21 protein-coding genes are annotated in these 23,672 nt (G+C 71.8%); 12 read left to right on the top strand and 9 right to left on the bottom strand.

All coding sequences use genetic code 11. The features are described from left to right. Positions 1-17: 17 nt before the first annotated feature. Positions 18-1,532: a gamma-aminobutyraldehyde dehydrogenase gene (locus OHT61_RS23675; protein WP_329040966.1), complete on the bottom strand. Its 1,515-nt coding sequence runs from the start codon at positions 1,530-1,532 to the stop codon at positions 18-20. Between the two features lie 218 nt (positions 1,533-1,750). Between OHT61_RS23675 and OHT61_RS23670 the strand changes: the two genes are divergently transcribed. Then, positions 1,751-2,290 carry an NADAR family protein gene (locus tag OHT61_RS23670; RefSeq protein ID WP_443049625.1) on the top strand — a complete coding sequence of 180 codons (540 nt, stop codon included), beginning with the start codon at positions 1,751-1,753 and terminating at the stop codon, positions 2,288-2,290. Positions 2,291-2,379: 89 nt separating this feature from the next. Here the strand turns inward: OHT61_RS23670 and OHT61_RS23665 are convergent, their stop codons facing one another. Beyond that, on the bottom strand, positions 2,380-3,057 hold the full coding sequence (locus tag OHT61_RS23665; RefSeq protein ID WP_329040962.1) for a DUF4190 domain-containing protein: 678 nt from the start codon (positions 3,055-3,057) through the stop codon (positions 2,380-2,382). 118 nt (positions 3,058-3,175) lie between these two features. Here OHT61_RS23665 and OHT61_RS23660 point away from each other — a divergent pair, with 118 nt between their 5' ends. The 6 genes from OHT61_RS23660 (at position 3,176) to OHT61_RS23635 (ending at position 9,014) form a co-directional block, all read left to right on the top strand. After that, complete coding sequence (locus tag OHT61_RS23660; protein ID WP_329040960.1) at positions 3,176-4,210, top strand: adenosine deaminase; 1,035 nt, start codon at positions 3,176-3,178, stop codon at positions 4,208-4,210. Positions 4,211-4,232: 22 nt separating this feature from the next. Beyond that, the gene (locus tag OHT61_RS23655; RefSeq protein ID WP_329040958.1) at positions 4,233-4,937 is read left to right on the top strand and encodes a glycerophosphodiester phosphodiesterase; all 705 of its coding nucleotides are present in this window, start codon (positions 4,233-4,235) and stop codon (positions 4,935-4,937) included. Positions 4,938-4,991: 54 nt separating this feature from the next. Continuing rightward, entirely contained in the window at positions 4,992-5,798 is an 807-nt protein-coding gene (locus OHT61_RS23650; protein WP_329040956.1) for an SAM-dependent methyltransferase, read from the top strand. Then, on the top strand, positions 5,798-6,976 hold the full coding sequence (locus OHT61_RS23645; RefSeq protein ID WP_329040955.1) for a sensor histidine kinase: 1,179 nt from the start codon (positions 5,798-5,800) through the stop codon (positions 6,974-6,976). The genes OHT61_RS23650 and OHT61_RS23645 overlap by 1 nt, the downstream gene beginning before the upstream one ends. Then, positions 6,973-7,638 carry a response regulator transcription factor gene (locus OHT61_RS23640; RefSeq protein WP_329040953.1) on the top strand — a complete coding sequence of 222 codons (666 nt, stop codon included), beginning with the start codon at positions 6,973-6,975 and terminating at the stop codon, positions 7,636-7,638. The genes OHT61_RS23645 and OHT61_RS23640 overlap by 4 nt, the downstream gene beginning before the upstream one ends. A 170-nt stretch (positions 7,639-7,808) precedes the next feature. Beyond that, positions 7,809-9,014 (top strand): serine hydrolase domain-containing protein, encoded by a 1,206-nt coding sequence (locus OHT61_RS23635; protein ID WP_329040952.1) that lies wholly within the window; start codon positions 7,809-7,811, stop codon positions 9,012-9,014. A 1-nt stretch (position 9,015) separates the two neighbouring features. Here OHT61_RS23635 and OHT61_RS23630 read toward each other — a convergent pair whose 3' ends face one another. The 3 genes from OHT61_RS23630 to OHT61_RS23620 all read right to left on the bottom strand — a co-directional run bounded on the left by OHT61_RS23630 (position 9,016) and on the right by OHT61_RS23620 (position 12,617). Further along, positions 9,016-9,552, bottom strand: a complete 537-nt coding sequence (locus tag OHT61_RS23630; protein WP_329040950.1) for a hypothetical protein — start codon at positions 9,550-9,552, stop codon at positions 9,016-9,018. A 180-nt stretch (positions 9,553-9,732) separates the two neighbouring features. Further along, positions 9,733-10,896, bottom strand: a complete 1,164-nt coding sequence (locus OHT61_RS23625; RefSeq protein WP_329040948.1) for a polyamine ABC transporter substrate-binding protein — start codon at positions 10,894-10,896, stop codon at positions 9,733-9,735. Positions 10,897-11,177: 281 nt separating this feature from the next. After that, positions 11,178-12,617 (bottom strand): gamma-aminobutyraldehyde dehydrogenase, encoded by a 1,440-nt coding sequence (locus tag OHT61_RS23620; protein WP_329040947.1) that lies wholly within the window; start codon positions 12,615-12,617, stop codon positions 11,178-11,180. Positions 12,618-12,779: 162 nt separating this feature from the next. Between OHT61_RS23620 and OHT61_RS23615 the strand changes: the two genes are divergently transcribed. The 5 genes from OHT61_RS23615 to OHT61_RS23595 all read left to right on the top strand — a co-directional run bounded on the left by OHT61_RS23615 (position 12,780) and on the right by OHT61_RS23595 (position 17,926). Next, positions 12,780-13,286: an Lrp/AsnC family transcriptional regulator gene (locus OHT61_RS23615; RefSeq protein ID WP_329040946.1), complete on the top strand. Its 507-nt coding sequence runs from the start codon at positions 12,780-12,782 to the stop codon at positions 13,284-13,286. Next, on the top strand, positions 13,271-14,650 hold the full coding sequence (locus OHT61_RS23610; RefSeq protein WP_329040945.1) for an aspartate aminotransferase family protein: 1,380 nt from the start codon (positions 13,271-13,273) through the stop codon (positions 14,648-14,650). The genes OHT61_RS23615 and OHT61_RS23610 overlap by 16 nt, the downstream gene beginning before the upstream one ends. Positions 14,651-14,875: 225 nt before the next feature. Continuing rightward, entirely contained in the window at positions 14,876-15,613 is a 738-nt protein-coding gene (locus OHT61_RS23605) for an ABC transporter ATP-binding protein (protein ID WP_329040944.1), read from the top strand. Next, entirely contained in the window at positions 15,595-16,758 is a 1,164-nt protein-coding gene (locus tag OHT61_RS23600) for a hypothetical protein (protein ID WP_329040943.1), read from the top strand. The genes OHT61_RS23605 and OHT61_RS23600 overlap by 19 nt, the downstream gene beginning before the upstream one ends. A 34-nt stretch (positions 16,759-16,792) precedes the next feature. Next, positions 16,793-17,926: an LOG family protein gene (locus tag OHT61_RS23595; RefSeq protein WP_329040941.1), complete on the top strand. Its 1,134-nt coding sequence runs from the start codon at positions 16,793-16,795 to the stop codon at positions 17,924-17,926. Between the two features lie 123 nt (positions 17,927-18,049). Here the strand turns inward: OHT61_RS23595 and OHT61_RS23590 are convergent, their stop codons facing one another. The 4 genes from OHT61_RS23590 to rlmN form a co-directional block, all read right to left on the bottom strand. After that, the gene (locus OHT61_RS23590; protein WP_329043377.1) at positions 18,050-19,075 is read right to left on the bottom strand and encodes an ABC transporter ATP-binding protein; all 1,026 of its coding nucleotides are present in this window, start codon (positions 19,073-19,075) and stop codon (positions 18,050-18,052) included. A gap of 2 nt (positions 19,076-19,077) precedes the next feature. Then, positions 19,078-20,694, bottom strand: a complete 1,617-nt coding sequence (locus OHT61_RS23585) for an ABC transporter permease (protein WP_329040940.1) — start codon at positions 20,692-20,694, stop codon at positions 19,078-19,080. 44 nt (positions 20,695-20,738) lie between these two features. Further along, positions 20,739-21,833: a thiamine ABC transporter substrate-binding protein gene (locus OHT61_RS23580; RefSeq protein ID WP_329040938.1), complete on the bottom strand. Its 1,095-nt coding sequence runs from the start codon at positions 21,831-21,833 to the stop codon at positions 20,739-20,741. Between the two features lie 311 nt (positions 21,834-22,144). Continuing rightward, the gene (gene rlmN, locus OHT61_RS23575) at positions 22,145-23,251 is read right to left on the bottom strand and encodes a 23S rRNA (adenine(2503)-C(2))-methyltransferase RlmN (protein ID WP_329040937.1); all 1,107 of its coding nucleotides are present in this window, start codon (positions 23,249-23,251) and stop codon (positions 22,145-22,147) included. Positions 23,252-23,672 lie beyond the last annotated feature (421 nt).

The following is a 23,672-nucleotide window of genomic DNA, read 5'->3' as shown; positions in this document are numbered from 1 at the left end:
CTGGCGGCGGCCGCTTGCTATCGGTCCCCGAAGACGGTGCGGTGCCAGTCCTTCCTGCCCACCGCGGTGTTGTCGTACATGACGTGCTTGACCTGCGTGTACTCCTCGAAGGAGTACGCCGACATGTCCTTGCCGAAGCCACTGGCCTTGTATCCGCCGTGCGGCATCTCGCTGATGATCGGGATGTGGTCGTTGACCCACACGCAGCCCGCCGCGATCTCGCGGGTCGCGCGGTTCGCCCGGTACAGGTCCCGGGTCCACGCGGACGCGGCGAGGCCGTACGGGGTGTCGTTGGCGAGGCGGACCGCCTCGTCGTCGGTGTCGAAGGGCAGCACCACGAGGACCGGGCCGAAGATCTCCGAGCGGACCACCTCGCTGTCCTGCGCCGCACCGGTGATCAGGGTGGGCCGGTAGTAGGCGCCCGCCGCGAGAGGGCCGCCCGGGGCCTCTCCGCCGGTGACGACGGTGGCGTAGCCGCGGGCGCGCTCGACGAAGCCCGCCACGCGGTCGCGGTGCTGGTGGCTGATGAGCGGGCCGAGGTCGGTGGACGGGTCGAAGGGGTCGCCCAGCCGTACGGTCTCCATCAGCGCCGCGACGCCGGCCACGAACGCGTCGTACAGCGGGCGCTGGACGTAGGCGCGGGTGGCGGCCGTGCAGTCCTGGCCGGTGTTGATGAGCGAGGCGGCGACCGCGCCGTTGACGGCGGCGTCGAGGTCGGCGTCGTCGAAGACGACGAAGGGCGCCTTGCCGCCCAGTTCGAGGTGCAGCCGTTTGACGGTGGCCGTGGCGATCTCCGCCACCCGCCTGCCGACCGCGGTGGAACCGGTGAAGGAGGTCATCACGACGTCGGGGTGGCCGACGAGGTGTTCCCCGGCGTCGCGGCCCGCACCGGACACGATGTTGATCACGCCGTCGGGGATGCCCGCCTCCGTCGCCGCCTGCGCGAACATCAGGGAGGTGAGCGGGGTGATCTCGGCGGGTTTGAGGACGATCGTGTTGCCGGCCGCGACGGCCGGGAGGATCTTCCAGGCGGCCATCTGGAGGGGGTAGTTCCACGGGGCGATGGAGCCGATCACCCCGATGGCCTCCCGGCGCACGTACGAGGTGTGGTCGCCGCTGTACTCGGCCGCGGACCGGCCCTCCAGGTGGCGGGCGGCGCCCGCGAAGAACGCGGCGTTGTCCACCGTGCCGGGTACGTCGAACTCGGCGGACAGCTTGGCCGGCTTGCCGCACTGCAGGGACTCGGCGTACGCGAAGTCGCCGGCCTGCGCGGCGAGTACGGCGGCGAAGCGGTGGAGGGCGTCCGAGCGCTCGGCGGGGGTGGCGCCCGACCAGCCGGGGAACGCCGCGCGGGCGGCGGCGATGGCGGCGTCCACGTCGTCGGGGCCTGCCAGTTCGTACCGGTGGACCGTCTCGCCCGTGGCCGGGTTCACCACCTCCTGGTGGCGTCCCGACGTGCCTGCTCGCAGCCGACCGCCGATGTACTGCGCACCCTCGGCGAAGCGGTCCTGCACCTGGAAGCCGTTGCCCATGACGCTCTCCTCCGCCACCCCCCTGACCAGGGGCGGCGTAGCTTCTTCTCGAATTGAGTGCCGATCCTGACAGAGGGGACCTCTACCAACAAGTGATTCCGTTGTTTCCTTTTGGTTACGCGACGGAATCTGTCGACGATGTGTCGCGTGAACACGGAAATCCCCATACCGACTGTCAGTGGCGGATGTCAGACTCGGCTGCCATGGGACAGGAACACATGGACGACCTCCTCGCGCGTACGGCACGCGGTGAACGCGTGAAGTACCTGCACTTCTGGGGGCATCGGCCACGCCCGGACGGCACGCTCGGGGCGGGCTGTCTCAGCCAGTGGTGGCCCTCGCCGTTCACCGTCGGCTCCGTGACCTATGCCTCGGCCGAGCACTGGATGATGGCCGGCAAGGCGAGGCTCTTCGGCGACCCGGAGTCGGAGCGGCAGGCCGTGGCGGCGGCCTCACCCGGGGCGGCCAAGAAGGTGGGCCGGCTGGTCAGCGGCTTCGACGGCACGGTGTGGACCCGCGAGCGGTTCGCCCTGGTGGTGGAGGGCAGCGTCCACAAGTTCGGCCAGGACCCCGCGCTGCGCGCGTACTTGCTGGGCACCGGGGACCGCGTGCTCGTCGAGGCGAGCCCGCTGGACCGGATATGGGGCATCGGGCTCACCGGGGACGATCCGCGCGCCGCGGATCCGTCGTCCTGGCGGGGGCTCAACCTGCTGGGCTTCGCGCTCATGGAGGCACGCTCGCGGCTGCGCGCGGGGTGACGGACGCCGGCCCGGGTGGGGAGACGTCCTCCCCGCCCGGGCCGGGGCGGCACTCGTGTGCCGGACGGCCTGGCGGCCGTCCCGCCGGGTCAGCGCTCGGCGCCGACGACCAGCGAGGTGGCGTACGGATCGTCGTAGTCGAACTCACTGCCCGACTCGTCGTTGGCGATCGCCCAGACCAGGAAGCCGAGGAAGACGGCGCTGATGACCATCGAGACAGACCCGAGGATGATCCCCGCGAGGGCCATGCCCCCGTTGGTCGCCTCGCCGCGCTTGGCACGGCCGCGGCCGATGATGCCGAAGATCAGGGCGAGGATGCCCAGGATGATGCCGAGCCCCCACATACAGAAGCCGGCCACCGCGATGATGCCGAGCACCATCGCGGCGGTACCCAGCCCGTTCGCGGGTGCCGGAGCCCCCCAGCCCTGGGGCTGCGCCCCGTAGCCGGGGTATCCCGGATAGCCGTACGACGCCGTGGGCGCGGGGGGCGCCGCGGGGTAGCCGTACTGGGCGGACTGCCCCGGCCCCGTCGGCGCGATCGGCGGAGCGGGCACGCCGGGCTGCTGCGGCCCGAAGGCTCCGGCAGGTGGCACCGGTATCGGCCCGGAGCCCGCGTCCGCGCCCGGCATGGCCGTGACCGTGGGCTGGTCGTGCACCGCCGGCGGACGTGGCTCCGCGGACTTCCCCAGATCGACCCTGCTGTCCGGCGGAGCCCACGGGTCGCGCGGCGCACCCCCGCCACCGGGCTGCTGTGTGTTGTCTGACATGGGCCTCCCCCATCGTGATGCCGCCATGCTACGACCCGGCACCGGACCGCAGGGCCCCGCCTACGATGATCGGTGCAGCCGGTGTGCCCGGCGGGAAAACGAGATCCGGGAGATTCCGATGAACGACCTGCGCCCCTTCATCGCGGGGCTGCCCAAGGCAGAGCTCCACGTCCACCACGTCGGGTCCGCCTCGCCCCGCATCGTGGCCGAACTGGCGGCCCACCACCCCGACTCCAAGGTCCCCACGGACCCGGAGGCGCTGTCGGACTTCTTCACCTTCACCGATTTCGGGCACTTCATCGACGTGTACCTCTCGGTGGTGGACCTGATCCGGACCCCGGAGGACGTGCGGCTGCTGACGTTCGAGGTGGCCCGTGACATGGCGCGGCAGAACATCCGGTACGCGGAGCTGACCGTCACACCGTTCAGCTCGACCCGCCGGGGCATTCCGGAGCAGGGCTTCATGGAGGCCATCGAGGACGCGCGCAAGGCCGCCGAGGCGGAGCTGGGCGTCGTGCTCCGCTGGTGCTTCGACATCCCGGGCGAGGCCGGCCTGGAGGCCGCCGAGGAGACGGCCCGGCTGGCCGTGGACCTGCGGCCGGAGGGGCTCGTCTCCTTCGGTCTGGGCGGGCCCGAGCGCGGTGTGGAACGCCCGCAGTTCAAGCCGTACTTCGACCGCGCGATCGCCGCGGGCCTGCACTCCGTGCCGCACGCCGGGGAGACGACGGGCCCGCAGACCGTCTGGGACGCGCTGACCGCGCTGCGTGCCGAGCGCATCGGCCACGGCACGAGCGCCACGCAGGATCCGAAGCTGCTGGCCCACCTCGCCGAGCACCGGATCGCCCTGGAGGTGTGCCCGACGTCGAACATCGCGACGCGCGCGGTGGCCGACATCGAGCAGCACCCGATCAGGGAGATGGTCCAGGCGGGCGTCCTGGTCACCGTCAACAGCGACGACCCGCCGATGTTCGGCACCGACCTGAACAACGAGTACGCGGTCGCGGCCAAGCTGCTCTCCCTGGACGAGCGCGGGCTGGCGGCGCTGGCGAAGAACGCCGTGGAGGCGTCGTACCTGGACCCGGCGGGCAAGCGGACGCTGGCCGCCGAGATCGACACGTACACGACGAACTGGCTGGAGGCTCCCGGCCGGTGAACCTCGCGGTCACAATGGCCCCATGACCACCACCGTCACCGCCGTGGCCCACCGCGGCGATCCCTACCGTGCCCGCGAGAACACCCTGCCCTCGATCCGGTCCGCCGCGGAACGGGGCGCGGACGCGGTCGAGATCGACGTCCGCGTCACCCGCGACGGCGTGCCGGTCCTGCTCCACGACGCCACCCTTGAGCGGTTGTGGGGCCATGACGTGCGCGTCGACCGGCTGGACCACAAGGAGCTCCAGGAGCGGACCCGCGGCGGGGTGCCCAGCCTGGACGAGGCGCTGTCCGCCGCCGGCTCCTGCCGCGTCATGGTCGATCTCCCCGGCTCGACCGACGGTTCCGTGCGGCGGACCGTCGGCGCGGTCCGCGAGTGCGGGGCCCGGGAGCAGGTGTACTACTGCGCGGACACGCACGCGATGCTGCGCGTGCGGGCCGCCGATCCGTCCGCGGAGATCGCCCTGACCTGGACGACGCTCGCACCTCCGCGCCCCGTGCTGCTCGACGCGGTGCGGCCGCGCTGGCTGAACTACCGGTTCGGCCTGCTCAGCCGCGAGATCACCGACCGCGTCCACGCCGACGGTCTGCTCGTGTCCGCCTGGACGGCGGACACCCGCCGCACGATGCGCCGGCTGATCGCGTGCGGCGCCGACTCGATCACGACGAACCGCATCGGTGCGCTGCGCACCGTCATCGCCAACTCGGCCGCCCCCTCGCGCACTTGATCGATCCTGCATCATGGTCGGTGCGCCGTACCGTCCGTGATCCCAGGAGCAGTCGTGTCCGAGTCCAGCCCTCGCGCGGTCCCAGCCCGTGTCCGTTCCGACATCGCCCACAACGCCCGTGTGTGGAACTACTGGCTGGGCGGCACGGACCACTTCCCCGTGGACCGCGCGGTCGGCGAGCAGGTGACGGGCATGTATCCGAGCATCGGCGAAGTGGCCCGCGCGGACCGGGCTTTCCTGGGCCGGGTGGTGCGCCATCTGGCCGGGGACGCGGGCATCGGCCAGTTCCTCGACATCGGCACCGGCCTGCCGACGGCGGACAACACCCACGAGGTCGCCCAGCACACGGCGCCCGACGCCCGCGTCGTCTATCTCGACAACGATCCGATCGTGCTGGCCCACGCCCGCTCGCTGCTCACCAGCTCCCCCGAGGGCGCCACCGAGTACGTCGAGGCGGACGCCCGGGATCCGGAGCTGGTCCTGCGGCTCGCCGGACACACCCTGGACCTCGGGCGGCCCGTCGCGGTGATGATGCTGGGCATCCTCAACTTCGTCCTGGACACGGACGAGGCCCGGCGCATCGTGACCACGCTGATGGACGCGCTGCCGTCCGGCAGCCATCTGGTGCTCACCCACCCGACGCTGGAACTGGGGGGCGGGGGCAACGAGGCCGCGATGCGCTTCTGGAACGAGAACGCGACACCGCCGATCACCGCGCGCAGCCGGTCCGACGTCGCCTCCTTCCTGGACGGCCTGGAGATCCTGGAGCCGGGCATCGTCTCCTGCTCGCGCTGGCGGGCCGGCCCGGCCGCGCGGAATCCCGAGGTCGCGCAGTTCGGCGCCGTCGGCCGGAAGCCCTGATGCCGAGACCCTGGGCCCGGTGGCTCCCGCGCGGGACGTGGGCCACCGACGCCGGCATCGCGCTGCTCGTGCAGGCGGCGGTGACGATGCCGTTCGTGGTGCCGCGCCCCGCGGGCCTGCCCGCCGCCACCTGGGCGGCCTACGGACTGACCACACTGACCGTGCTGCCGCTGGTGGCACGCAGACGCGCCCCGGTCACCGTGCTGCTGGCGGTCCTGGCGGCGGGCGCGCTGTACCGGTTCGCCGTGGACGGCCCCGGCCAGCCCCTGCCGTACACCGGGCTCGTGGCGTTCTGCACGGTGGCGGAGCTGTCCTCCCCGGGACGGCGGCTGTCGGTCGGACTGCTGGTGCTCGCGGTGGTGTTCCCGTCGGTGGCACTGAACACCGGCGAGGCCAGGGAACTGCTGTTCTCGCTGTTCGTGTTCGCCGCGGCCTACGCGTTCGGCCGCTCCCTCCACACCCGCAAGGCGTACGTCCGCGCGATGGAGGAGCGTGCGGTGCAACGGGAGGTGACCCACCGGAACGAGGCCGAGCGGGCGGCCGCGCGGGAACGCGCCCGGATCGCACGGGAGATGCACGACGTCCTCTCGCACGCGGTGAGCCTGATGATCGTGCAGGCGGAGGCCGGCCCGGTGGCCGTGCGTACGGCTCCGGAGTGCGCGGAGGCCGCCTTCGACGCCATCTCGGAGACGGGCAGGGACGCCATGGTGCAGCTGCGCCGGATGCTCGGCGTGCTGCGGGACGGCGGCCGGGAGGACGGGGTGTCCCCGAGGTCGCCCCAGCCCGGACTGACGGGGCTGCCGGTCCTGCTGGAACGCGTCCGCTCGGGCGGCCTCCAGGTGCAGTTCGCGTCGGCCGGGGAGCCCGGGAGCGTTCCCGACGACACCGGGGCCACGGTCCACCGGATCGTGCAGGAGGCACTGACGAACGTCGTGAAGCACGCCCGCGCGACGGCGGTGACGGTGCGGCTGCACTGCGCCGCCGACGAGGTCACCGTCACCGTGACGGACGACGGCCGGGGGCCGGGCACCACCACCGGTCTGGGGCTGATCGGCATCCGGGAACGCGCCGCCGCCCACGGCGGGCGGGTCCGGGCCGGGGCCGGCCCGGACGGCCGCGGTTACCAGGTGCACGTCGTCCTGCCCCTCACGGTCTCCGCCCAGGGGGTGGGGAGTTGACGATCCGGGTGGTGGTGGCCGACGACCAGGAGCTGGTGCGCAGCGGTTTCGCGATGATCCTCGGCGCGCAGCCGGACATCGAGGTGCTCGCCGAGGCGGGTGACGGTGCGCAGGCCGTCGAGGCGGTGCGCGCGCTGCGGCCGGACGTCGCCCTGCTGGACGTCAGGATGCCGGTGCTGGACGGCATCGAGGCATGCCGGGCGGTCACCGGACCGGACGGCTGCCGCGCGATCATGCTGACCACCTTCGACTCCGACGAGTACGTCTACGAGGCCCTGCACGCGGGCGCGAGCGGCTTTCTGCTGAAGGACGTGCGCCGGGACGACCTGGTCCACGCGGTCCGGGTGGTGGCGGCCGGGGACTCACTGGTCGCCCCGTCCGTGGCCCGCCGGCTGATCGCCGAGTACACCTCCCGGCCGCCCGTGGACCGGCAGGTCCGCCGGGCGGAGCTGCTCGACGCGCTCACCGCCCGGGAGAGAGAGACCCTGCTGCACCTGGCGCGGGGGCTCTCCAACGCCGAGATAGCCGCGGCGCTCGTGGTCAGCGAGCACACGGTGAAGACGCACGTGGGCAACGTGCTGTCCAAGCTGGGCCTCCGTGACCGCGTCCAGGCGGTCATCTGCGCCTACGAGACGGGACTGGTCTCCCCCTTCCCGGACTGAGCGGCACGCGGGCCGCTCCCCCGGCCGGGGGAGGTCCTGCCCCGGGCCTCCCCCGGCCGAGGGAGCGGATCTCCCCCGCAGGACCCCTCGCTCGGGTGATCCGCCCCGGTCGCCCGGTCAACAGGATGGAGTCATCGGCCGGTCACCGGCTCCACCTCCTGGAGGCATCGATGAACACCCGCACGCGCACACTCCTGGCCACGGCCCTGATCCTCGGCATCGCGTCCGGTCCGGCCACACCGGCGGTGGCGGCTCCCGCCCCGGCACACCGGGGGCCGTCGGCCGGCACGGCCTCGCACGGCATCCCGGCGGCGGACGCCGCGGCCCTGCGGGCAGCGGTCTCCGGGCTGCCGGACGAGGACGCCACCGCGGCACTGGTGCGGGTCGGCGGCACCGGCGGCAGCTGGCACGGGAGCTCCGGCGTGCACGACCTGGTCTCGAACCGCCCCGCGGACCCGCGGGGGCGCTTCCGGGCCGGATCGGTGACCAAGGTGTTCACCGCCGCCACCGCGCTGCAACTGGCCTCCGAGGGCCGGCTGGACCTGGACCGCGCGGCGCGGCACTACCTCCCGGACCTGATCCCGGCGGCCTACGGCGGAGTGACCGTCCGGCAGTTGCTCAACCACACGAGCGGCCTACCGGCGGCCCTGATGCCGGGCGACACCCTGGAGGAGTGGTACGCCGGGCGCTTCGACCCGCACGCACCGCGCGACATGGTCGCCTCCGCCACGGCGCGGCGGCCGGAGTTCGCGCCCGGGACGAGCCAGCACTACCTGAACATCAACTACACGGTGCTGGGGCTGCTCATCGAGCGGGTGACCGGCGATGCGTACGCCCACCAGGTAGGCCTGCGCATCCTGCGGCCGCTGGGCCTGCGCTCCACCTCGTTCCCGGGCGCAGACCCGCGGATCCACGGACCGCACAACCACGGCTACCAGGCGTTCCCGACACCGGCGGGGGACACGGAGCTGCGGGACGTGTCGGTGTGGGGCGCGACCGACGGCTGGGCGGCGGGGGACGTCATCTCGACGACCGCCGACCTGGAGCGCTTCACCGTGGCCCTGTTCCGGGGCCAGGTGGTGCGTGGTCCGCTGCTGGAGGAGATGTTCACGCTGCCGGACTCCTCGGTGCGGACGTACGGCACGGGTGGGCCCGCCCAGTTCAGCGCGGGACTCGGCGCGATGACTCTGGGCGGGCGCCAGGTGTGGGGCAAGACCGGCGGCCGCTGGGGCTACAACTCGGTGCTGGCCGCCACCCGCGACCTGTCCAGGACGCTCGTCTACAGCGTCAACTCGACGGACGCGAAGGGGCAGGACGTGAACCGCACGGCGATGGGCGTCGTCGTGGCGGCCTTCGGGGCCCCGTCGGCGGGATGAGTCAGGCCGGCGACGGGACGGGGGACGGACGGGCGGGCGTGTCCCCCATCGCCTCCAGTCGCTTGATCATGCGTCGGACGACGAGCAGGGGGATGACGCCGAAGACACCGAAGGACATGTCGATGACCGACCACCAGAGAGGGATGTCCCGGATCGGTCCGCAGATCAGGGCCAGCGGAATGATCCCCGCGCAGGCGATCATGCCGAACTCGATCACCCAGATGTTGCGGACCGGATCGCGGTAGGGCCCGTAGAAGGCGACGGCGATGACCAGGTGGGCGAAGGCCAGCCAGTCGGTGCCGTACAGCACGAAGGGGTACTTCGCGTCGGCCTCGTCGAGGCCGGTCCGGACCCGGGTGATCCACTCGGTGAGGGCCGGCAGGTGTTCGGGGAAGGGGGAGGCCGAGGACGTCAGAAGGCTCTCGGTCCAACGGAGTTCGTGCACCAGGGGAAAGGCGGTCAGTCCGCTCAGCACCAGGCAGACGATGAAGACGACCAGCCACACGCGTATGCGCCGCGACAGCGCTCGCTCGCTCATGCCAGGAAGAGTACGCACGCCATGAACGCGTTCAAAAAGAGGGGTGGGCCTGGGCTTTCCGACCCGGAGCAGCACCCCGGGAGGCCCCGTGCGCCCTCCGCACGTGCCGCACCCGGCGCCGTTCGGCGACAGAGGCGCGAGGCCCCCGGCCGGGACGGGACCCGCCACCCCGGCCTGCCGTCAGAGACCGACGATGCCGTTCCACCGCTTCGCGAAGGCGGGGCGCTCGCCGGAGGTGATGTCCCGGGCGACGGCGAGGCGTTCACGCATCGCGCCGTCCGGGAAGATCAGCGGGGCCTCGGCGAGCGCGGCGGTCTCCTCGTCCTTGGAGGAGGCCAGGATCTCGCGGGCGGCCGGCACCGGACAGACGTAGTTCACCCAGGCGGCCAGCTCCGCGGCGACCTCCGGATCGTAGTAATGGTCGACGAGCGCCTCCGCGTTGCGCTTGTGACGGGCGAGATCGGGGATCATGAGGGACTCCGACCACAGTTCGGCCCCCTCCTCGGGCACCACGAACCGGATGTCCGGGTTGTCCGCCTGGAGCTGGACGACGTCCCCGGAGTAGGCCTGGCAGGCGACCACGTCCCCGTCGGCCAGGTCCTTGATGTAGTCGTTGCCGGTGAAGCGCCGGATGTGACGGGACCGCACACGGCGTTCGACCTGGTCGCACATCGTGTGGAAATCGTCGGCGGTCCACCGGGTGATGTCGGCGCCGTTGCCCTGCATCAGCAGCGCGAACGCCTCGTCGAGGCCGGACAGCAGCGTCACGCGGCCGCGCAGGTCGTCCGCCCAGAGATCGCCGGTGTGCCGGATCTCGCGGCCGAGCTCCGCCCGGTTGTACGCGATGCCCGTGATCCCGGACTGCCAGGGGACGCTGTGCCGCCTCCCGCGGTCGAAGGCGGGCGAGCGCAGCTGCGGGTCGAGGTATCGGGTGACGTTGGGCTGCCGCGACCGGTCCATCTCCTGCACCCAGCCGAGGCGCACGAACCGGGCCGCCATCCAGTCGCTGACGACGACGAGGTCCCGGCCGGTCGGCTGATGGTTCATCAGGGCCGGACTGATCTTCCCGAAGAACTCGTCGTTGTCGTTGATCTCCTCGGTGTAGGTGACGGAGATCCCGGTGCGGCGCGAGAACGCGTCGAGCGTGGGCCGCCTCGACTCGTCCTCGTCGTCGGTGTCGATGTACAGCGGCCAGTTGGCGAAGTGCAGCGAGCGGTCGCTGTCCGAACTGTCCGGACCGGAGCGGTCCCCCGGCTCGACGAAGGCGGCGGGCACACCGCAGCCTGCCAGGGCCGCACCGGCCGGTGCGGCACCGAGGGCACGCAGCAGGGAACGACGGGACATGAGGTGGTCCGGAATCGAGCGCACCCGCGCAGCATGTCGGTCCGTCACCGCGCCGGGCAATGGACCAACCGTCCAGCGCGCAGGGGCCGTTGCGCACACCCTGTCCATGCGCGCGGCCCTGCCCAGCCCGGCGGTCCGCACCGCCCGTGACGCGCGCGTGTCCCGCCGGTCCCCCGCAGGACACGCGAACGGCCCCGGGCGGGAGCCCGGGGCCGTCGGTGAGGCGCCGCCCCCGGGGGTGTCGCCGTCCCGGTGGTGTCGCTGCTCAGGAGCGTCGTCGCTCAGCCTTCGAGCGAGGTCATGACGTGCTTGATGCGGGTGTAGTCCTCGAAGCCGTATGCCGAGAGGTCCTTGCCGTAGCCGGACTTCTTGAATCCGCCGTGCGGCATCTCGGCCACCAGCGGGATGTGGGTGTTGATCCACACGCACCCGAAGTCCAGGTTCTTGGACATCCGCATCGCGCGGGAGTGGTCCTTGGTCCACACCGAGGAGGCCAGGGCGTACTCGACGCCGTTGGCGTACTCGAGCGCCTGTGTCTCGTCGGTGAAGGACTGGACGGTGATGACGGGGCCGAAGACCTCGTGCTGGATGATCTCGTCGTCCTGCTTGAGCCCGGACACGACGGTCGGGGCGTAGAAGTAGCCCTTCTCGCCGACCCGGTGACCGCCCGCCTCGACCTTGGCGTGCGCGGGGAGCCGCTCGATGAAGCCGCTGACCTGGGCGAACTGGTTGGCGTTGTTGAGCGGGCCGTAGAGCACGTCCTCGTCGTCCGGCATGCCGGTCTTCGTGTCGGCCGCCGCCTTGGCGAGGGCGGTGACGAACTCGTCGTGGACGGACTCGTGGACCAGGACGCGGGTCGCGGCCGTGCAGTCCTGGCCGGCGTTGAAGTAGCCCGCGACGGAGATGCCCTCGACCGCCTTGGCGATGTCGGCGTCCTCGAAGACGACGACCGGAGCCTTGCCGCCCAGCTCCAGGTGCACGCGCTTGACGTCCTTGGCCGCGGACTCCGCGACCTGCATGCCGGCCCGCACCGAGCCGGTGATGGAGGCCATCGCCGGCGTCGGGTGCTCGACCATCGCGCGGCCGGTCTCGCGGTCGCCGCAGATGACGTTGAAGACGCCCTTGGGCAGGATCTGTCCGATGATCTCGGCGATCAGCACGGTCGACGCCGGAGTGGTGTCGGACGGCTTGATCACGACGGTGTTGCCCGCGGCGAGCGCCGGGGCGAACTTCCAGACGGCCATCATCATGGGGTAGTTCCACGGCGCGACCTGGGCGCACACGCCCACGGGCTCGCGGCGGACGATGGAGGTGAGTCCCTCCATGTACTCGCCGGCCGAGCGGCCTTCGAGCAGTCGCGCGGCGCCGGCGAAGAAGCGGATCTGGTCCACCATCGGCGGGATCTCTTCGGTGCGGGTGAGCTCGAGCGGCTTGCCGGTGTTCTCCGACTCGGCCGCGATGAGGTCCTCCGCGCGCTCCTCGAAGGCGTCCGCGATCTTCAGCAGGGCCTTCTGGCGTTCGGCGGGCGTGACGTCACGCCACGCCGGGAACGCGGCAGCGGCGGCGTCCATGGCGGCATCGACGTCGGCCTGTCCCGAGAGGGGGGAGGTCGCGTAGACCTCTTCCGTCACCGGGCTGACCACGTCGATGGTCCGCCCGTCCGCGGCGTCCCGGAACTCTCCGTTGATGTAGTTGCGCAGACGGCGCACCTCGGTGGTCACAACCACCCCTCCTGTCGGCTGTCCGATGGGTGAGACTTCCACCCTAAACCGTGTGGCTACGCTTTCGACACACCCAACCATCGTGAACTTCGGATTCAGTGAGATTCGAGCACTCAGACAACGAATTTCATCGATTCACGCTTGCCAGACAGACGAGTAGCGGTGCACAGTGGAGACGTGGCCAGCCGTAGCGCAGACTCCAGGAACGGGAGCGGATCGTCACCAGCGGTCGACGCCGTCTCCCTCGCAATCATCGAGCAGCTCCAGGAGGACGGACGCCGTCCCTACGCCGCGATCGGCAAGGCCGTGGGCCTCTCCGAGGCCGCCGTACGACAGCGCGTCCAGAAGCTGCTCGACCAGGGCGTGATGCAGATCGTCGCCGTCACGGACCCGCTCACCGTGGGGCTCCGGCGCCAGGCGATGGTCGGCATCAACGTCGAGGGCGACCTCGACCCGGTGGCCGAAGCCCTGTCGGCCATGGCCGAGTGCGAGTACGTGGTGATGACCGCGGGCTCCTTCGACCTGATGGTGGAGATCGTCTGCGAGGACGACGACCACCTGCTGGAGACGATCAACAAACGCATCCGGGCCATACCCGGGGTGCGCTCCACCGAGAGCTTCGTCTACCTCAAGCTCAAGAAGCAGACCTATATGTGGGGAACCCGATAGCCGTGAGCAAGGACCTCAGCCGTACCGCGTACGACCACCTGTGGATGCACTTCACCCGCATGTCGGACTACGAGAACGCGCCCGTTCCCACCATCGTGCGTGGCGAAGGCACCTACATCTACGACGACAAGGGCAAGCGCTACCTCGACGGTCTCTCGGGCCTCTTCGTGGTCAACGCCGGACACGGCCGCCACGAGCTCGCCGAGACGGCGTACAAGCAGGGCCAGGAGCTGGCCTTCTTCCCGGTGTGGTCCTACGCCCACCCCAAGGCCGTCGAGCTCGCCGAGCGGCTCGCCCATCACGCACCGGGCGACCTCAACAAGGTCTTCTTCACCACCGGCGGCGGCGAGGCGGTCGAGACCGCCTGGAAGCTCGCCAAGCAGTACTTCAAGCTTCAGGGCAAGCCGACGAAGTACAAGGTCATCTCGCGCGCGGTCGCCTACCACGGCACTCCGCAGGGCGCCCTGTCGATCACCGGGCTCCCCGCCCTCAAGGCCCCCTTCGAGCCGCTGGTGCCCGGCGCGCACAAGGTGGCGAACACCAACATCTACCGCGCGCCCCTGTTCGGCGACGACCCGGAGGCCTTCGGCCGCTGGGCCGCCGACCAGATCGAGCAGCAGATCCTCTTCGAGGGCCCGGACACGGTCGCCGCGGTCTTCCTGGAGCCGGTGCAGAACGCGGGCGGCTGCTTCCCGCCGCCGCCCGGCTACTTCCAGCGGGTGCGGGAGATCTGCGACCAGTACGACGTGCTGCTCGTGTCCGACGAGGTCATCTGCGCCTTCGGCCGGCTCGGCACGATGTTCGCCTGCGACAAGTTCGACTACGTCCCGGACATGATCACCTGTGCCAAGGGCATGACGTCGGGCTACTCCCCCATCGGCGCCTGCATCATCTCCGACCGCCTGGCCGAGCCGTTCTACCGGGGCGGCAACACCTTCCTGCACGGCTACACGTTCGGCGGCCACCCGGTCTCCGCCGCGGTCGGCCTCGCCAACCTCGACATCTTCGAGCGCGAGGGCCTCAACCAGCACGTCCTGGACAACGAGAACGCGTTCCTGACGACGCTGCAGAAGCTGCACGACCTGCCCATCGTCGGCGACGTCCGGGGCAACGGCTTCTTCTACGGCATCGAGCTGGTGAAGGACAAGGCCACCAAGGAGACGTTCACCGACGAGGAGACCGAGCGCGTCCTGTACGGCTTCCTCTCCAAGGCGCTGTACGACAACGGCCTGTACTGCCGGGCCGACGACCGGGGCGACCCGGTCGTGCAGCTCGCGCCGCCGCTGATCTCCGACCAGTCGACGTTCGACGAGATCGAGGGCATCCTCCGCAACGTCCTGACGGAGGCCTGGACGAAGCTCTGACCGACGTCCGGGACACGGGGAACACCCCTCCGGAAGTCATCTCATACGCTCTACGCGGCCCGGATGCACCCTTTCGAGTGAGAAGGGGCGCATCCGGGCCGTGTGCTGTCCCGACACTCCGATCGGGCTGCCTAGCGTGCCGAGTGACCGAACGGCTTCGTTCTCGTTGTATTCGTTCCCCCGTACGGGGCAATGGGAAATCCGATCCGAACCGAGGTGTACGCCATGGTGGCCCCGCCCGACAACGACGTGATCTGGGGACGTTCCCTGCACCACTCCCACAACGGATCCCCGGGGCTGTCCGGTGTGTCCATCGGTGTCCGGGACGGCGAGATCCTCGCCGTCACCGGCCCGCGCGGGAGCGGGAAGACCACCCTGCTGCACTGCCTGTCGGGTCAGTTGGTGCCCGAGCAGGGCGAGGTGTGGTTCAACAGCGTCCCCGTGCACACCATGGGCCCCCGGATGCGCGAGCGGCTGCGCCGCGAGCGGTTCGGCTGGATCGGCGCCGAGCCCCAGCTCGTACCGGAGCTGACCACCTGGGAGAACGCCGCCCTCCCGCTGCTGCTGCAGGGCGTGTCGCACCGCGCCGCGAAGAAGGCAGCCGCCGAGTGGCTGGAACGGCTGGACATCGGCCCGCTCGCCAAGAAGCGTCCTCACGCGCTGCTTCAGGCGCAGCGCCAGCGCATCTCGGTGGCGCGCGCCCTGACGGCGTCGCCCTCCGTGATCTTCGCCGACGAGCCGACGGCGTCGCTGCACCACGCCGAACGCGCACAGCTGCTGCGCACCCTCACCACGGCGGCCCGGTCGCACGGCATCACCGTCGTCCTCGCCACGCACGACGCCGAGATCGCCGCGCTCGCCGACCGCGTCGTCGGTCTGCTGGACGGCCGCCGCGTCAACACCACCGCCCTGCCCGCCGCGTCCGACCCGGAAGGCCGCTCGGCGTGCTCGCTCTCCGTCTGACCCGTGGATCGCACCCCCTGGTCCTGATGCGGCGGCTGGTCCTCGCCGCCGCGTCGGCCGGGGTCGGATTCCTGCTGCTGTGCACCCTCGGATACGCGTCCGGGCACCCGGCGGACGCGTCGAGTTCCGTCCTGCGGCTGCTGTGGTGCGCGGTACCGCTGGCCGCGACCGTGCAGTTCGCCGTCGCCGTGGCCCGTACCGATCCGAGCACCCGCCCGCGCCCCGGGCTCTTCGCCGCGGGTCTGGGTCCGGTGCGGCTGGCGGCGCTCGCCGCCGTGTCCACCGCCGTGTCCACCACGCTGGGCTCGATGGTGGCCCTCCTCTTCTTCCTGCACCTGCGCGGGGACCTCAGCGGGCTGCCGTTCGACGGAGGTGCCGCCGAGTTCCTGGGCGCGGGCACCTCCCTGCCGCTCGCCGCGGTCGTTGTGCTGCTGGCCGTGGTCCCCCTGGCCGCTTCGGCGGCGAGCGGATTCGCCGTACGCTCCCGGCCGGTGGCGCCCTCCGAGGCCCAGGAGGCCGAGGCGGAACTCGCCCCCGCGCCGGCGCCGACGGGCCTGCCCTGGGGCGTGGCGCTGACCGCGGCCGGTCTCGCGGTGGAGGCCTACGCGAGCCGCGGCTCGGCGGCCGGCCCCCTCCCGCTGCCCGGCCGGCTGGACTCAACCCCGGCGGCCGTGCTCGTGGGCTGGGTCCTCACGGCGGTCGGCCTGGCCATGGCGGGTCCGGGTCTCACCCATCTGTGCGGGCGGCTGCTCCAGGCCGTGCGCCCCGGGGCCGTGCGCCTGCTGGCGGGCCGTGTCCTGATGGACGAGGCGACGCGGGTCGGCCGCCCGCTGGGCATCCTCTGCGCGGTGGTGTCCGGGGTGGTCGCCGCATCCGTGCTGTACACCGGCGGTCCCCGGCCCTTCGGTCCGCTCACCGCGCTCGGCGCGGTCCTCGTCATCGGCTGCACCACGGCGACGCTCCTGACCTCGGCTCTGGAAGCCAGGCAGGCGCGCGCGCGTACCGCCGGGACCCTGTTGCGCCTCGGCGCGCCCGCCTCCGCGCTCCGCAGCGCCGCCGCCCTGCGCGCGCTGGTACTGCTCGCCATCTTCGTCCCGCTGACCTGGGCGGTCGCGGAGCTGGCGGCCCTGCCTCTGACGGAGTGACCTCCTCCGCCGTGGCGGTACGTAGCATGGCCACGTGGAGAATTCGGACGAGAGTACGTACGCACCCGGCGTCGAGATCGAGACGCTCACCGCATTCGACCGGGCGGTCGCGGCCGGATCCCTGGCCGGACACCGCATCCAGTCCCTCGACCTGTCGGACCGGGGCGACGCCCTGCTGAGGACCGACACCCGCGGCGCGGTGTTCCTCGGCTGCCGCGTGGCGCCGCGCGCGGAGGCGAAGATACGGGCGGACGGTGCCTTCGTCTTCCCTCCGGTCCCGGGTCTGCCGTTCGACCCCTACCGCGGGTTGCTCTACACCCCGGAAGCGCTCTACGAGGGCCTGGCCGAAGGCGGTTACGCCTCGACGCCGGACGCGCGGGCGTACAGCTGGTTCCAGCTGACCAGGTCGAACGGCGACGTCTTCGCGTCGATGCTGCGGGCCCTCCACGACGACGCGGTGTCCGACGCGCTGGACGAACACCTCGCGGGCGCACGGGTGGTGGGCGTCATGGGCGGCCACGCGATGGCGCGCGGCTCCGCCGAGTACCAGGGCGCCGCCGTGCTCGGCCGTGAGCTGGCCCGCAGCGGTCTGACCGTGGCGACGGGCGGTGGGCCGGGCGCCATGGAGGCGGCCAACCTCGGCGCCTACGCCGCCCCGCACTCCGACGCGATGCTACTCAAGGCATGCGAAGTCCTCGCCGCGGCCCCGTCGTTCAGTCCTTCGGTCACCGACTGGGCCTCGGCGGCGTTCACGGTGCGCGAGCGCTGGCCCGACGGCGGTTCCTCGGTCGCGCTGCCCACCTGGTTCTACGGCCACGAGCCGCCGAACGCCTTCGCGGACCACATCGCCAAGTACTTCGCGAACGCCGTGCGCGAGGACGGCCTGCTGGCCCGCTCGACCGCCGGTGTGATCTTCCTGCCCGGCGCCGCGGGGACGGTGCAGGAGATCTTCGACAACGCGACGCCGAACTACTACGAGTCACGGTCGGCGCCCACCCCGATGGTGCTGGTGAACCGCGCGCACTGGACGGAGAAGCTGCCCGCGTGGCCGCTCCTGCGCGCCCTGGCGGCCGGCCGGGCGATGGAGTCGCGTATCGCGCTCGTCGACTCCGTCGACGAGGCCGCCGGGGCACTGGCCCGGCTGACGGACGCTGCCGCCGGGAGCTGATCCCGGGTTCCGCGCCGCCACCGCGCCGGCCGGCGAGGTGCCCGGGGACGGTCCGGGCCTCGGAGACCCGGTCACGCGGTGCCTGGACGGCGCGCGCGGGGCCGGTCCCCCGCGCGCGGCACGCTATCCGGTCCGGGGCAGGACCACCGTCTCCGCCGGGTCGAAGGTCACCCCCACCACGGCCCCCTCCTCAGGGGTGTCCGCGAGGGCGCACTCGGCCTCCAGGCCGGGCCCCTCGTCGGGGTGCAGGACGACGCTGACGTGGTGGCCCCGGAAGGTCCGTACGCCCGCCGTGCAGCGCAGGCCGTCGCGCGGGGCGCCCAGCCGGACACCGCCGGGCCGGACCAGCAGTTCGCATGTGCCCTGAGGGGATCCGTCGGGTACCGGGACCTTCCCCCAGACGGTATCGGCGACCGTGCCCGTGACCGTCGCGTCCACCAGGTTGTCGAAGCCCAGGAAACGGGCCACGAAGGGGGACGCGGGACGCTGCCAGACCTCCAGCGGGGTGCCCTCCTGGGCGATCCTTCCGTCGCGCATGACCACGACCCGGTCGGCGAGGGCGAACGCCTCGCCCTGGTCGTGGGTGACGGCGAGCACCGTGGTGCCCAGCCGGCCGAAGAGGGTGCGCAGTTCGACGACGAGGCGTTCGCGCAGGCTGCGGTCCAGCTGGCCCAGCGGCTCGTCGAGCATCAGCAGTCCGGGGCGGGGCGCCAGTGCCCTGGCGAGGGCCACCCGCTGCTGCTCGCCGCCGGACAGCGAGGCGACGGCCCGGCGGCCGGCGCCCGGCAGACCGACCAGGTCCAGAAGTTCCCCGGCCCGGCGTTCGCGCTCGGCGCGGGGTACGCCGTGCATCCGCAGCCCGAACTCGACGTTCGCGCCGACGTCCCGGTGCGGGAACAGCTGGTGGTCCTGGAACATCAGGCCGAGCCCGCGCCGGTGCACCGGCAGCGGAGCCTGGTCGGCGCCGTCCAGGAGCACCCGCCCCGCGTCCAGGGGCTGGAGCCCGGCCACGGCCCGCAGCAGCGTCGACTTCCCGCTGCCGCTCGGCCCCAGCACGCAGACGATCTCGTGGTCGGCGACCTCCAGGTCCACGGCGTCGAGCGCGGTCCGCCCACCGAACCGGACCGTGGCCGCGTCCACGTGCAGCATCATCAGAACTCCCCGGATCGGTCGGTGCGGATTCGTTCGAGCACGAGCAGGGACACCGCGCAGACGAGCATGAGGATCGTGCTGAGCGCCATCGCCTGGCCGTAGTTGAGCTCGCCCGAACGTCCCAGCAGCCTGGCCACGGCAACCGGCAGGGTGGGGTTGTCGGGCCGGGCGATGAACACGGTGGCGCCGAACTCCCCGAGCGACACGGCGAACGCGAAGCCCGAGGCCACGAGCACCGCCCGCCGGACCAGCGGCAGGTCGACCTCCCGCCACGCCCGCAGCGGCGAGGCACCGAGTACGGCCGCGGCCTCGCGCAGCCGGTCGTCCACCGCGCGCAGGACGGGCAGCATCGTCCGTACGACGAAGGGGACGCCCACCAGCGCCTGGGCGAGCGGGACCAGGATCCAGGACGTACGCAGATCCAGCGGCGGCCGGTCGAGGGTGATGAGGAAGCCGAAGCCGACGGTGACCGCGGAGACCCCGAGCGGCAGCATCAGCAGCGCGTCGAAGCCCCGTACCAGCCGGCCCGCGCGTCGCCTGGTCAGCGCGGCGGCGGCGAGGCCGCCGATCACCAGGGCGATGACGGTCGCGGCCAGTGCGTAGCGCAGGGAGTTGCCGATGGCGTCGAGCGGCGGCACGAGGAAGGTCGAGCCGTTGGCGTCGGCCGATTGCAGCGCGCGGTAGAAGGCGAACCCGTAGCCGCCCGAGGTGTCCAGGGAGCGTTCCACGAGCACGCCGAGCGGGAGCAGGACGAGCAGGAGGACGCTGAGCAGCACTCCGCCCAGCAGGGTCCGCTGCCCGGCGCCACGGGGAGGCCGGGAGGTCTGCGCAGGGTCGACCAGTTTCAGGGCCGTCTCCCGGCGCCGTACGGTCCAGGCGTGGACGGCGAGGATTCCGCCGACCGCGGCGAACTGCACCAGGGTGAGCACGGCGGCCGTCGGCAGGTCGAGCAGCTGCGCGGTCTGCCGGTAGATCTCCACCTCCAGGGTGGAGTACGCCGGACCGCCGAGGATCTGGACGACACCGAAGGAGGTGAAGGTGAAGAGAAAGACCATGAGCGCGGCGGCGGCCACCGCGGGCGCGAGCGCGGGCAGGGTCACCCGTCGCCAGGCGGCGAGACGTCCGGCGCCGAGCACCCGGGCGGCCTCCTCCTGCCGGGGGTCGAGCTGGGACCAGAGTCCGCCCACCGTCCGCACGACGACGGCGTAGTTGAAGAACACGTGGGCCAGCAGGATCGCCCACACCGTGGTGTCGAGCCGTACCCCCCAGAGTTCGTCGAGGAGCCCTCCGCGTCCCAGCAGCGCCAGGAACGCCGTGCCGACCACGACGGTCGGCAGCACGAACGGCACCGTCACCACCGCGCGCAGCAGTTGCTTGCCCGGGAAGTCGAAGCGGGCGAAGACGTACGCGCCGGGCAGCGCGATCAGAAGGGTCAGCGCCGTCGAGGCGAGGGCCTGCCAGGTGGTGAACCACAGGACGTCCAGGATGTCGGGCCGGCTCAGCACCTCGCCGATGCGGCCGAACCGCCAGACCCCGTCCGCCCTCAGCCCCCGGCCGACGATCGCGGCGACCGGGTAGGCGAAGAACAGCGCGAAGAACGCGACGGGCAGAGCCATCAGCCCGAACCGCGCCGCGTTCCCCCGCCACGCGGGAGGCGCGGTTACTTCACGACGAGCGAGGACCATGACTGGACCCACTGCTCACGGTTCTCGGCGATCTTCTCCGGGGCCACGGTCGCGGGCTTGTCCACGGTGGCGCCGAACTTCGTGAAGAGTTCCGGCAGCTTCGCGTCCTTCGCCACCGGGTTCACGAACATGTTCAACGGCATGTCCTCCTGGAACCGCTTGCTGATCAGGAAGTCCAGCAGCGCCTTGCCGCCCGCCTCGTTCTTCGCGCCGTCCAGCAGGCCGGCGAACTCGATCTGGCGGAAGCACGTGCCGGTGGCCACGCCGGTGGGGGCCTCGGTGGGCTGCGGATCGGCGTACAGCACCTCGACGGGCGGGCTGGAGGCGTAGGAGACGACGAGCGGCCGGTCCGCCTTGGCCTTCTTCCCGCCCGCGGAGCCGGAGAACTCCTCGTTGTACGCCTGCTCCCAGCCGTCGACGACCTTGACGCCGTTGCTCTTCAGCTTCTTCCAGTAGTCCTGGTAACCGGTCTCGCCGTGGGCGGCGACGGTACCGAGGAGGAATCCGAGGCCGGGCGAGGAGGTCGCGGCGTTCTCGGTGACGAGGAGGTTCCTGTACGCGGGCTTCAGCAGGTCGTCGAAGGACTGCGGCGGGTCGAGCTTCCTGTCGGCGAAGTACTTCTTGTCGTAGTTGACGCAGATGTCGCCCGTGTCGACGGGCGTGACCCGGTGCTTGCCGGCGTCGAGCTGCGTGTCGGCCGCGACCCGTTCGAGGCCCTTGGCCTTGTACGGCGTGAACAGGCCGTTGTCGAGGGCGCGGGAGAGCAGCGTGTTGTCGGCACCGAAGAACACGTCGCCGCGCGGGGACCCCTTGGTCAGGATCTCCTGGTTGAGCGCCGCTCCGGCGTCACCGCTCTTGAGCACCTTGACCGTGTAGCCGGTCTCCTTCGTGAACGCCTTCAGGACGGCGTCCGAGGCGTTGAACGAGTCGTGGCTGACCAGCGTGACGGTCTCGGAACCCCCGGCTCCCCCGCCCGAGGCACCGTCGTCGGCACCTCCGCAGCCCGCGAGCACGGACACGCCGAGCGCGGCGGCGAGTGCCGTGGCCGCGTACTTCGTGGTGGTGTTCATGTGATCCTCCTGGAGATGACCAGGAAGAGACGCGGCCCCACCCGCTCGGCGAGCGGGCAGGGCGCAACAGCTTGAGTAAGGTCCGAACTTCCTACCCGGAATGACCCGGGCGAGGTTCAGAGGGTCTGCGGCCGACCTGTCCTCGGTGCCGCACTCTCAGCGCTGTGGCGCTCCCCTGTCGGAATATGAAGTTGATTTTCGGACCAGGCTACACCGGCGGCACCGCCCGGCACCGGCGGGATCACCGGGAGCCGCGGCGGCACGGGGAGCCGCGGGCCGGGCCGGCATCGCCGGGCCCGGCCGAGGTCCCCTCAGCGCTCGGAGGCCGCCAGCTGACCGCAGGCCCCGTCGATCTCCTGGCCGCGGGTGTCCCGGACGGTGACCGGCACGCCGTGGGCCGCGATGGCCTCCACGAACGCCTTCTCGTCCTCGGGCCGCGAGGCGGTCCACTTGGAACCCGGCGTCGGGTTCAGCGGGATGAGGTTGACGTGGACCCGCTTGCCCTTGAGCAGTCGGCCCAGCCGGTCGCCCCGCCACGCCTGGTCGTTGATGTCGCGGATCAGCGCGTACTCGATGGAGATGCGGCGGCCGGACTTCTCGGCGTACTCCCACGCGGCGTCCAGGACTTCGCGCACCTTCCAGCGGGTGTTCACGGGGACGAGGGTGTCGCGCAGCTCGTCGTCCGGGGCGTGCAGGGAGACCGCGAGACGGCACTTGAAGCCCTCGTCGGCGAAGCGCAGCATGGCGGGGACGAGGCCGACCGTGGACACCGTGATCCCGCGCTGCGAGAGCCCGAGGCCGTCGGGCTCCGGGTCCGTCAGCCGCCGGATCGCCCCGACCACACGCTTGTAGTTGGCCAGCGGCTCGCCCATGCCCATGAACACGATGTTGGACAGCCGTGCCGGCCCGCCCGGGACCTCGCCGTCGCGCAGCGCGCGCATGCCGTCCACGATCTGGTGCACGATCTCGGCGGTCGACAGGTTCCGGTCGAGGCCGGCCTGCCCGGTCGCGCAGAACGGGCAGTTCATGCCGCACCCGGCCTGCGACGAGATGCACATGGTCACCCGGTCCGGATAGCGCATGAGGACGGACTCGACGAGCGTCCCGTCGTGCAGCTTCCAGAGCGTCTTGCGGGTGGTGTCGTCGTCGGTGCTGATGTGACGGATCACCGACATGAGGTCGGGGAACATCGCCTCGGCGAGCTTGTCCCGCGACCCGGCCGGGATGTTGGTCCACTCGGCCGGGTCGTGCGTGTACCGCGTGAAGTAGTGCTGCGACAGCTGCTTGGCACGGAAGCCCTTCTCGCCGGTCGCGGCGACTGCTTCCTTGCGCTCGTCGGGTGTGAGGTCGGCGAGGTGCCGCGGCGGCAGCTTGGCTCCGCGGGGCGCGACAAACGTGAGTTCTCCGGGCTTAGGCATGGTTCCTCCAGTGTCGCAGACACGCCGAGGTACCCGGGTCCGCCGGCGGACCAGGGGCCACGCGGGGGCCGCCGACGGGCCTCTGACGGGCGCCGGTGGCACGGCGCGGTGCGGGGACAGTGACCGATCGCACGGCGGGAAGCGTCCTGCGCCGCCCTCTGCGCCTGGACCGGTTCACATGCGGCTGCCGCCCGGTGGTCCGAGCGAAGGGGCCACCAGGCGCGCCGTAGGCTCAGGGGCGACGCAACCGGGGCCGGACCGCGTACGCCCTGATCACCCCCCCCCAGAGGCATCACACCGGTCCGCCTCTGGACCGTCGAAGTCGTCCCGGCCGCAGTCGCCGGGGTTCCGGCAGGCGGTCCGGGTCACGCGGTCTCGTGTCCCGAGGGGGAGTCGATGGCTGCCTGTACCACTTCCAGCA

Origin of the sequence: Streptomyces sp. NBC_00178 (assembly GCF_036206005.1) — a bacterium.
GTDB lineage: Bacteria > Actinomycetota > Actinomycetes > Streptomycetales > Streptomycetaceae > Streptomyces.
This window is presented reverse-complemented; position numbering and strand designations above follow the sequence as displayed.

What these genes read in the sequence shown, in the direction of transcription:
- OHT61_RS23645 (WP_329040955.1), top strand. Translation starts at nt 5,798, where the DNA reads ATGCCGAGACCCTGGGCCCGGTGGCTCCCGCGCGGGACGTGGGCCACC.
- OHT61_RS23665 (WP_329040962.1), bottom strand. Translation starts at nt 3,057, where the DNA reads ATGTCAGACAACACACAGCAGCCCGGTGGCGGGGGTGCGCCGCGCGAC.
- rlmN (WP_329040937.1), bottom strand. Translation starts at nt 23,251, where the DNA reads ATGCCTAAGCCCGGAGAACTCACGTTTGTCGCGCCCCGCGGAGCCAAG.
- OHT61_RS23630 (WP_329040950.1), bottom strand. Translation starts at nt 9,552, where the DNA reads ATGAGCGAGCGAGCGCTGTCGCGGCGCATACGCGTGTGGCTGGTCGTC.
- OHT61_RS23675 (WP_329040966.1), bottom strand. Translation starts at nt 1,532, where the DNA reads ATGGGCAACGGCTTCCAGGTGCAGGACCGCTTCGCCGAGGGTGCGCAG.
- OHT61_RS23660 (WP_329040960.1), top strand. Translation starts at nt 3,176, where the DNA reads ATGAACGACCTGCGCCCCTTCATCGCGGGGCTGCCCAAGGCAGAGCTC.
- OHT61_RS23655 (WP_329040958.1), top strand. Translation starts at nt 4,233, where the DNA reads ATGACCACCACCGTCACCGCCGTGGCCCACCGCGGCGATCCCTACCGT.
- OHT61_RS23625 (WP_329040948.1), bottom strand. Translation starts at nt 10,896, where the DNA reads ATGTCCCGTCGTTCCCTGCTGCGTGCCCTCGGTGCCGCACCGGCCGGT.
- OHT61_RS23580 (WP_329040938.1), bottom strand. Translation starts at nt 21,833, where the DNA reads ATGAACACCACCACGAAGTACGCGGCCACGGCACTCGCCGCCGCGCTC.
- OHT61_RS23605 (WP_329040944.1), top strand. Translation starts at nt 14,876, where the DNA reads ATGGTGGCCCCGCCCGACAACGACGTGATCTGGGGACGTTCCCTGCAC.
- OHT61_RS23590 (WP_329043377.1), bottom strand. Translation starts at nt 19,075, where the DNA reads ATGCTGCACGTGGACGCGGCCACGGTCCGGTTCGGTGGGCGGACCGCG.
- OHT61_RS23670 (WP_443049625.1), top strand. Translation starts at nt 1,751, where the DNA reads ATGGACGACCTCCTCGCGCGTACGGCACGCGGTGAACGCGTGAAGTAC.
- OHT61_RS23585 (WP_329040940.1), bottom strand. Translation starts at nt 20,694, where the DNA reads ATGGCTCTGCCCGTCGCGTTCTTCGCGCTGTTCTTCGCCTACCCGGTC.
- OHT61_RS23635 (WP_329040952.1), top strand. Translation starts at nt 7,809, where the DNA reads ATGAACACCCGCACGCGCACACTCCTGGCCACGGCCCTGATCCTCGGC.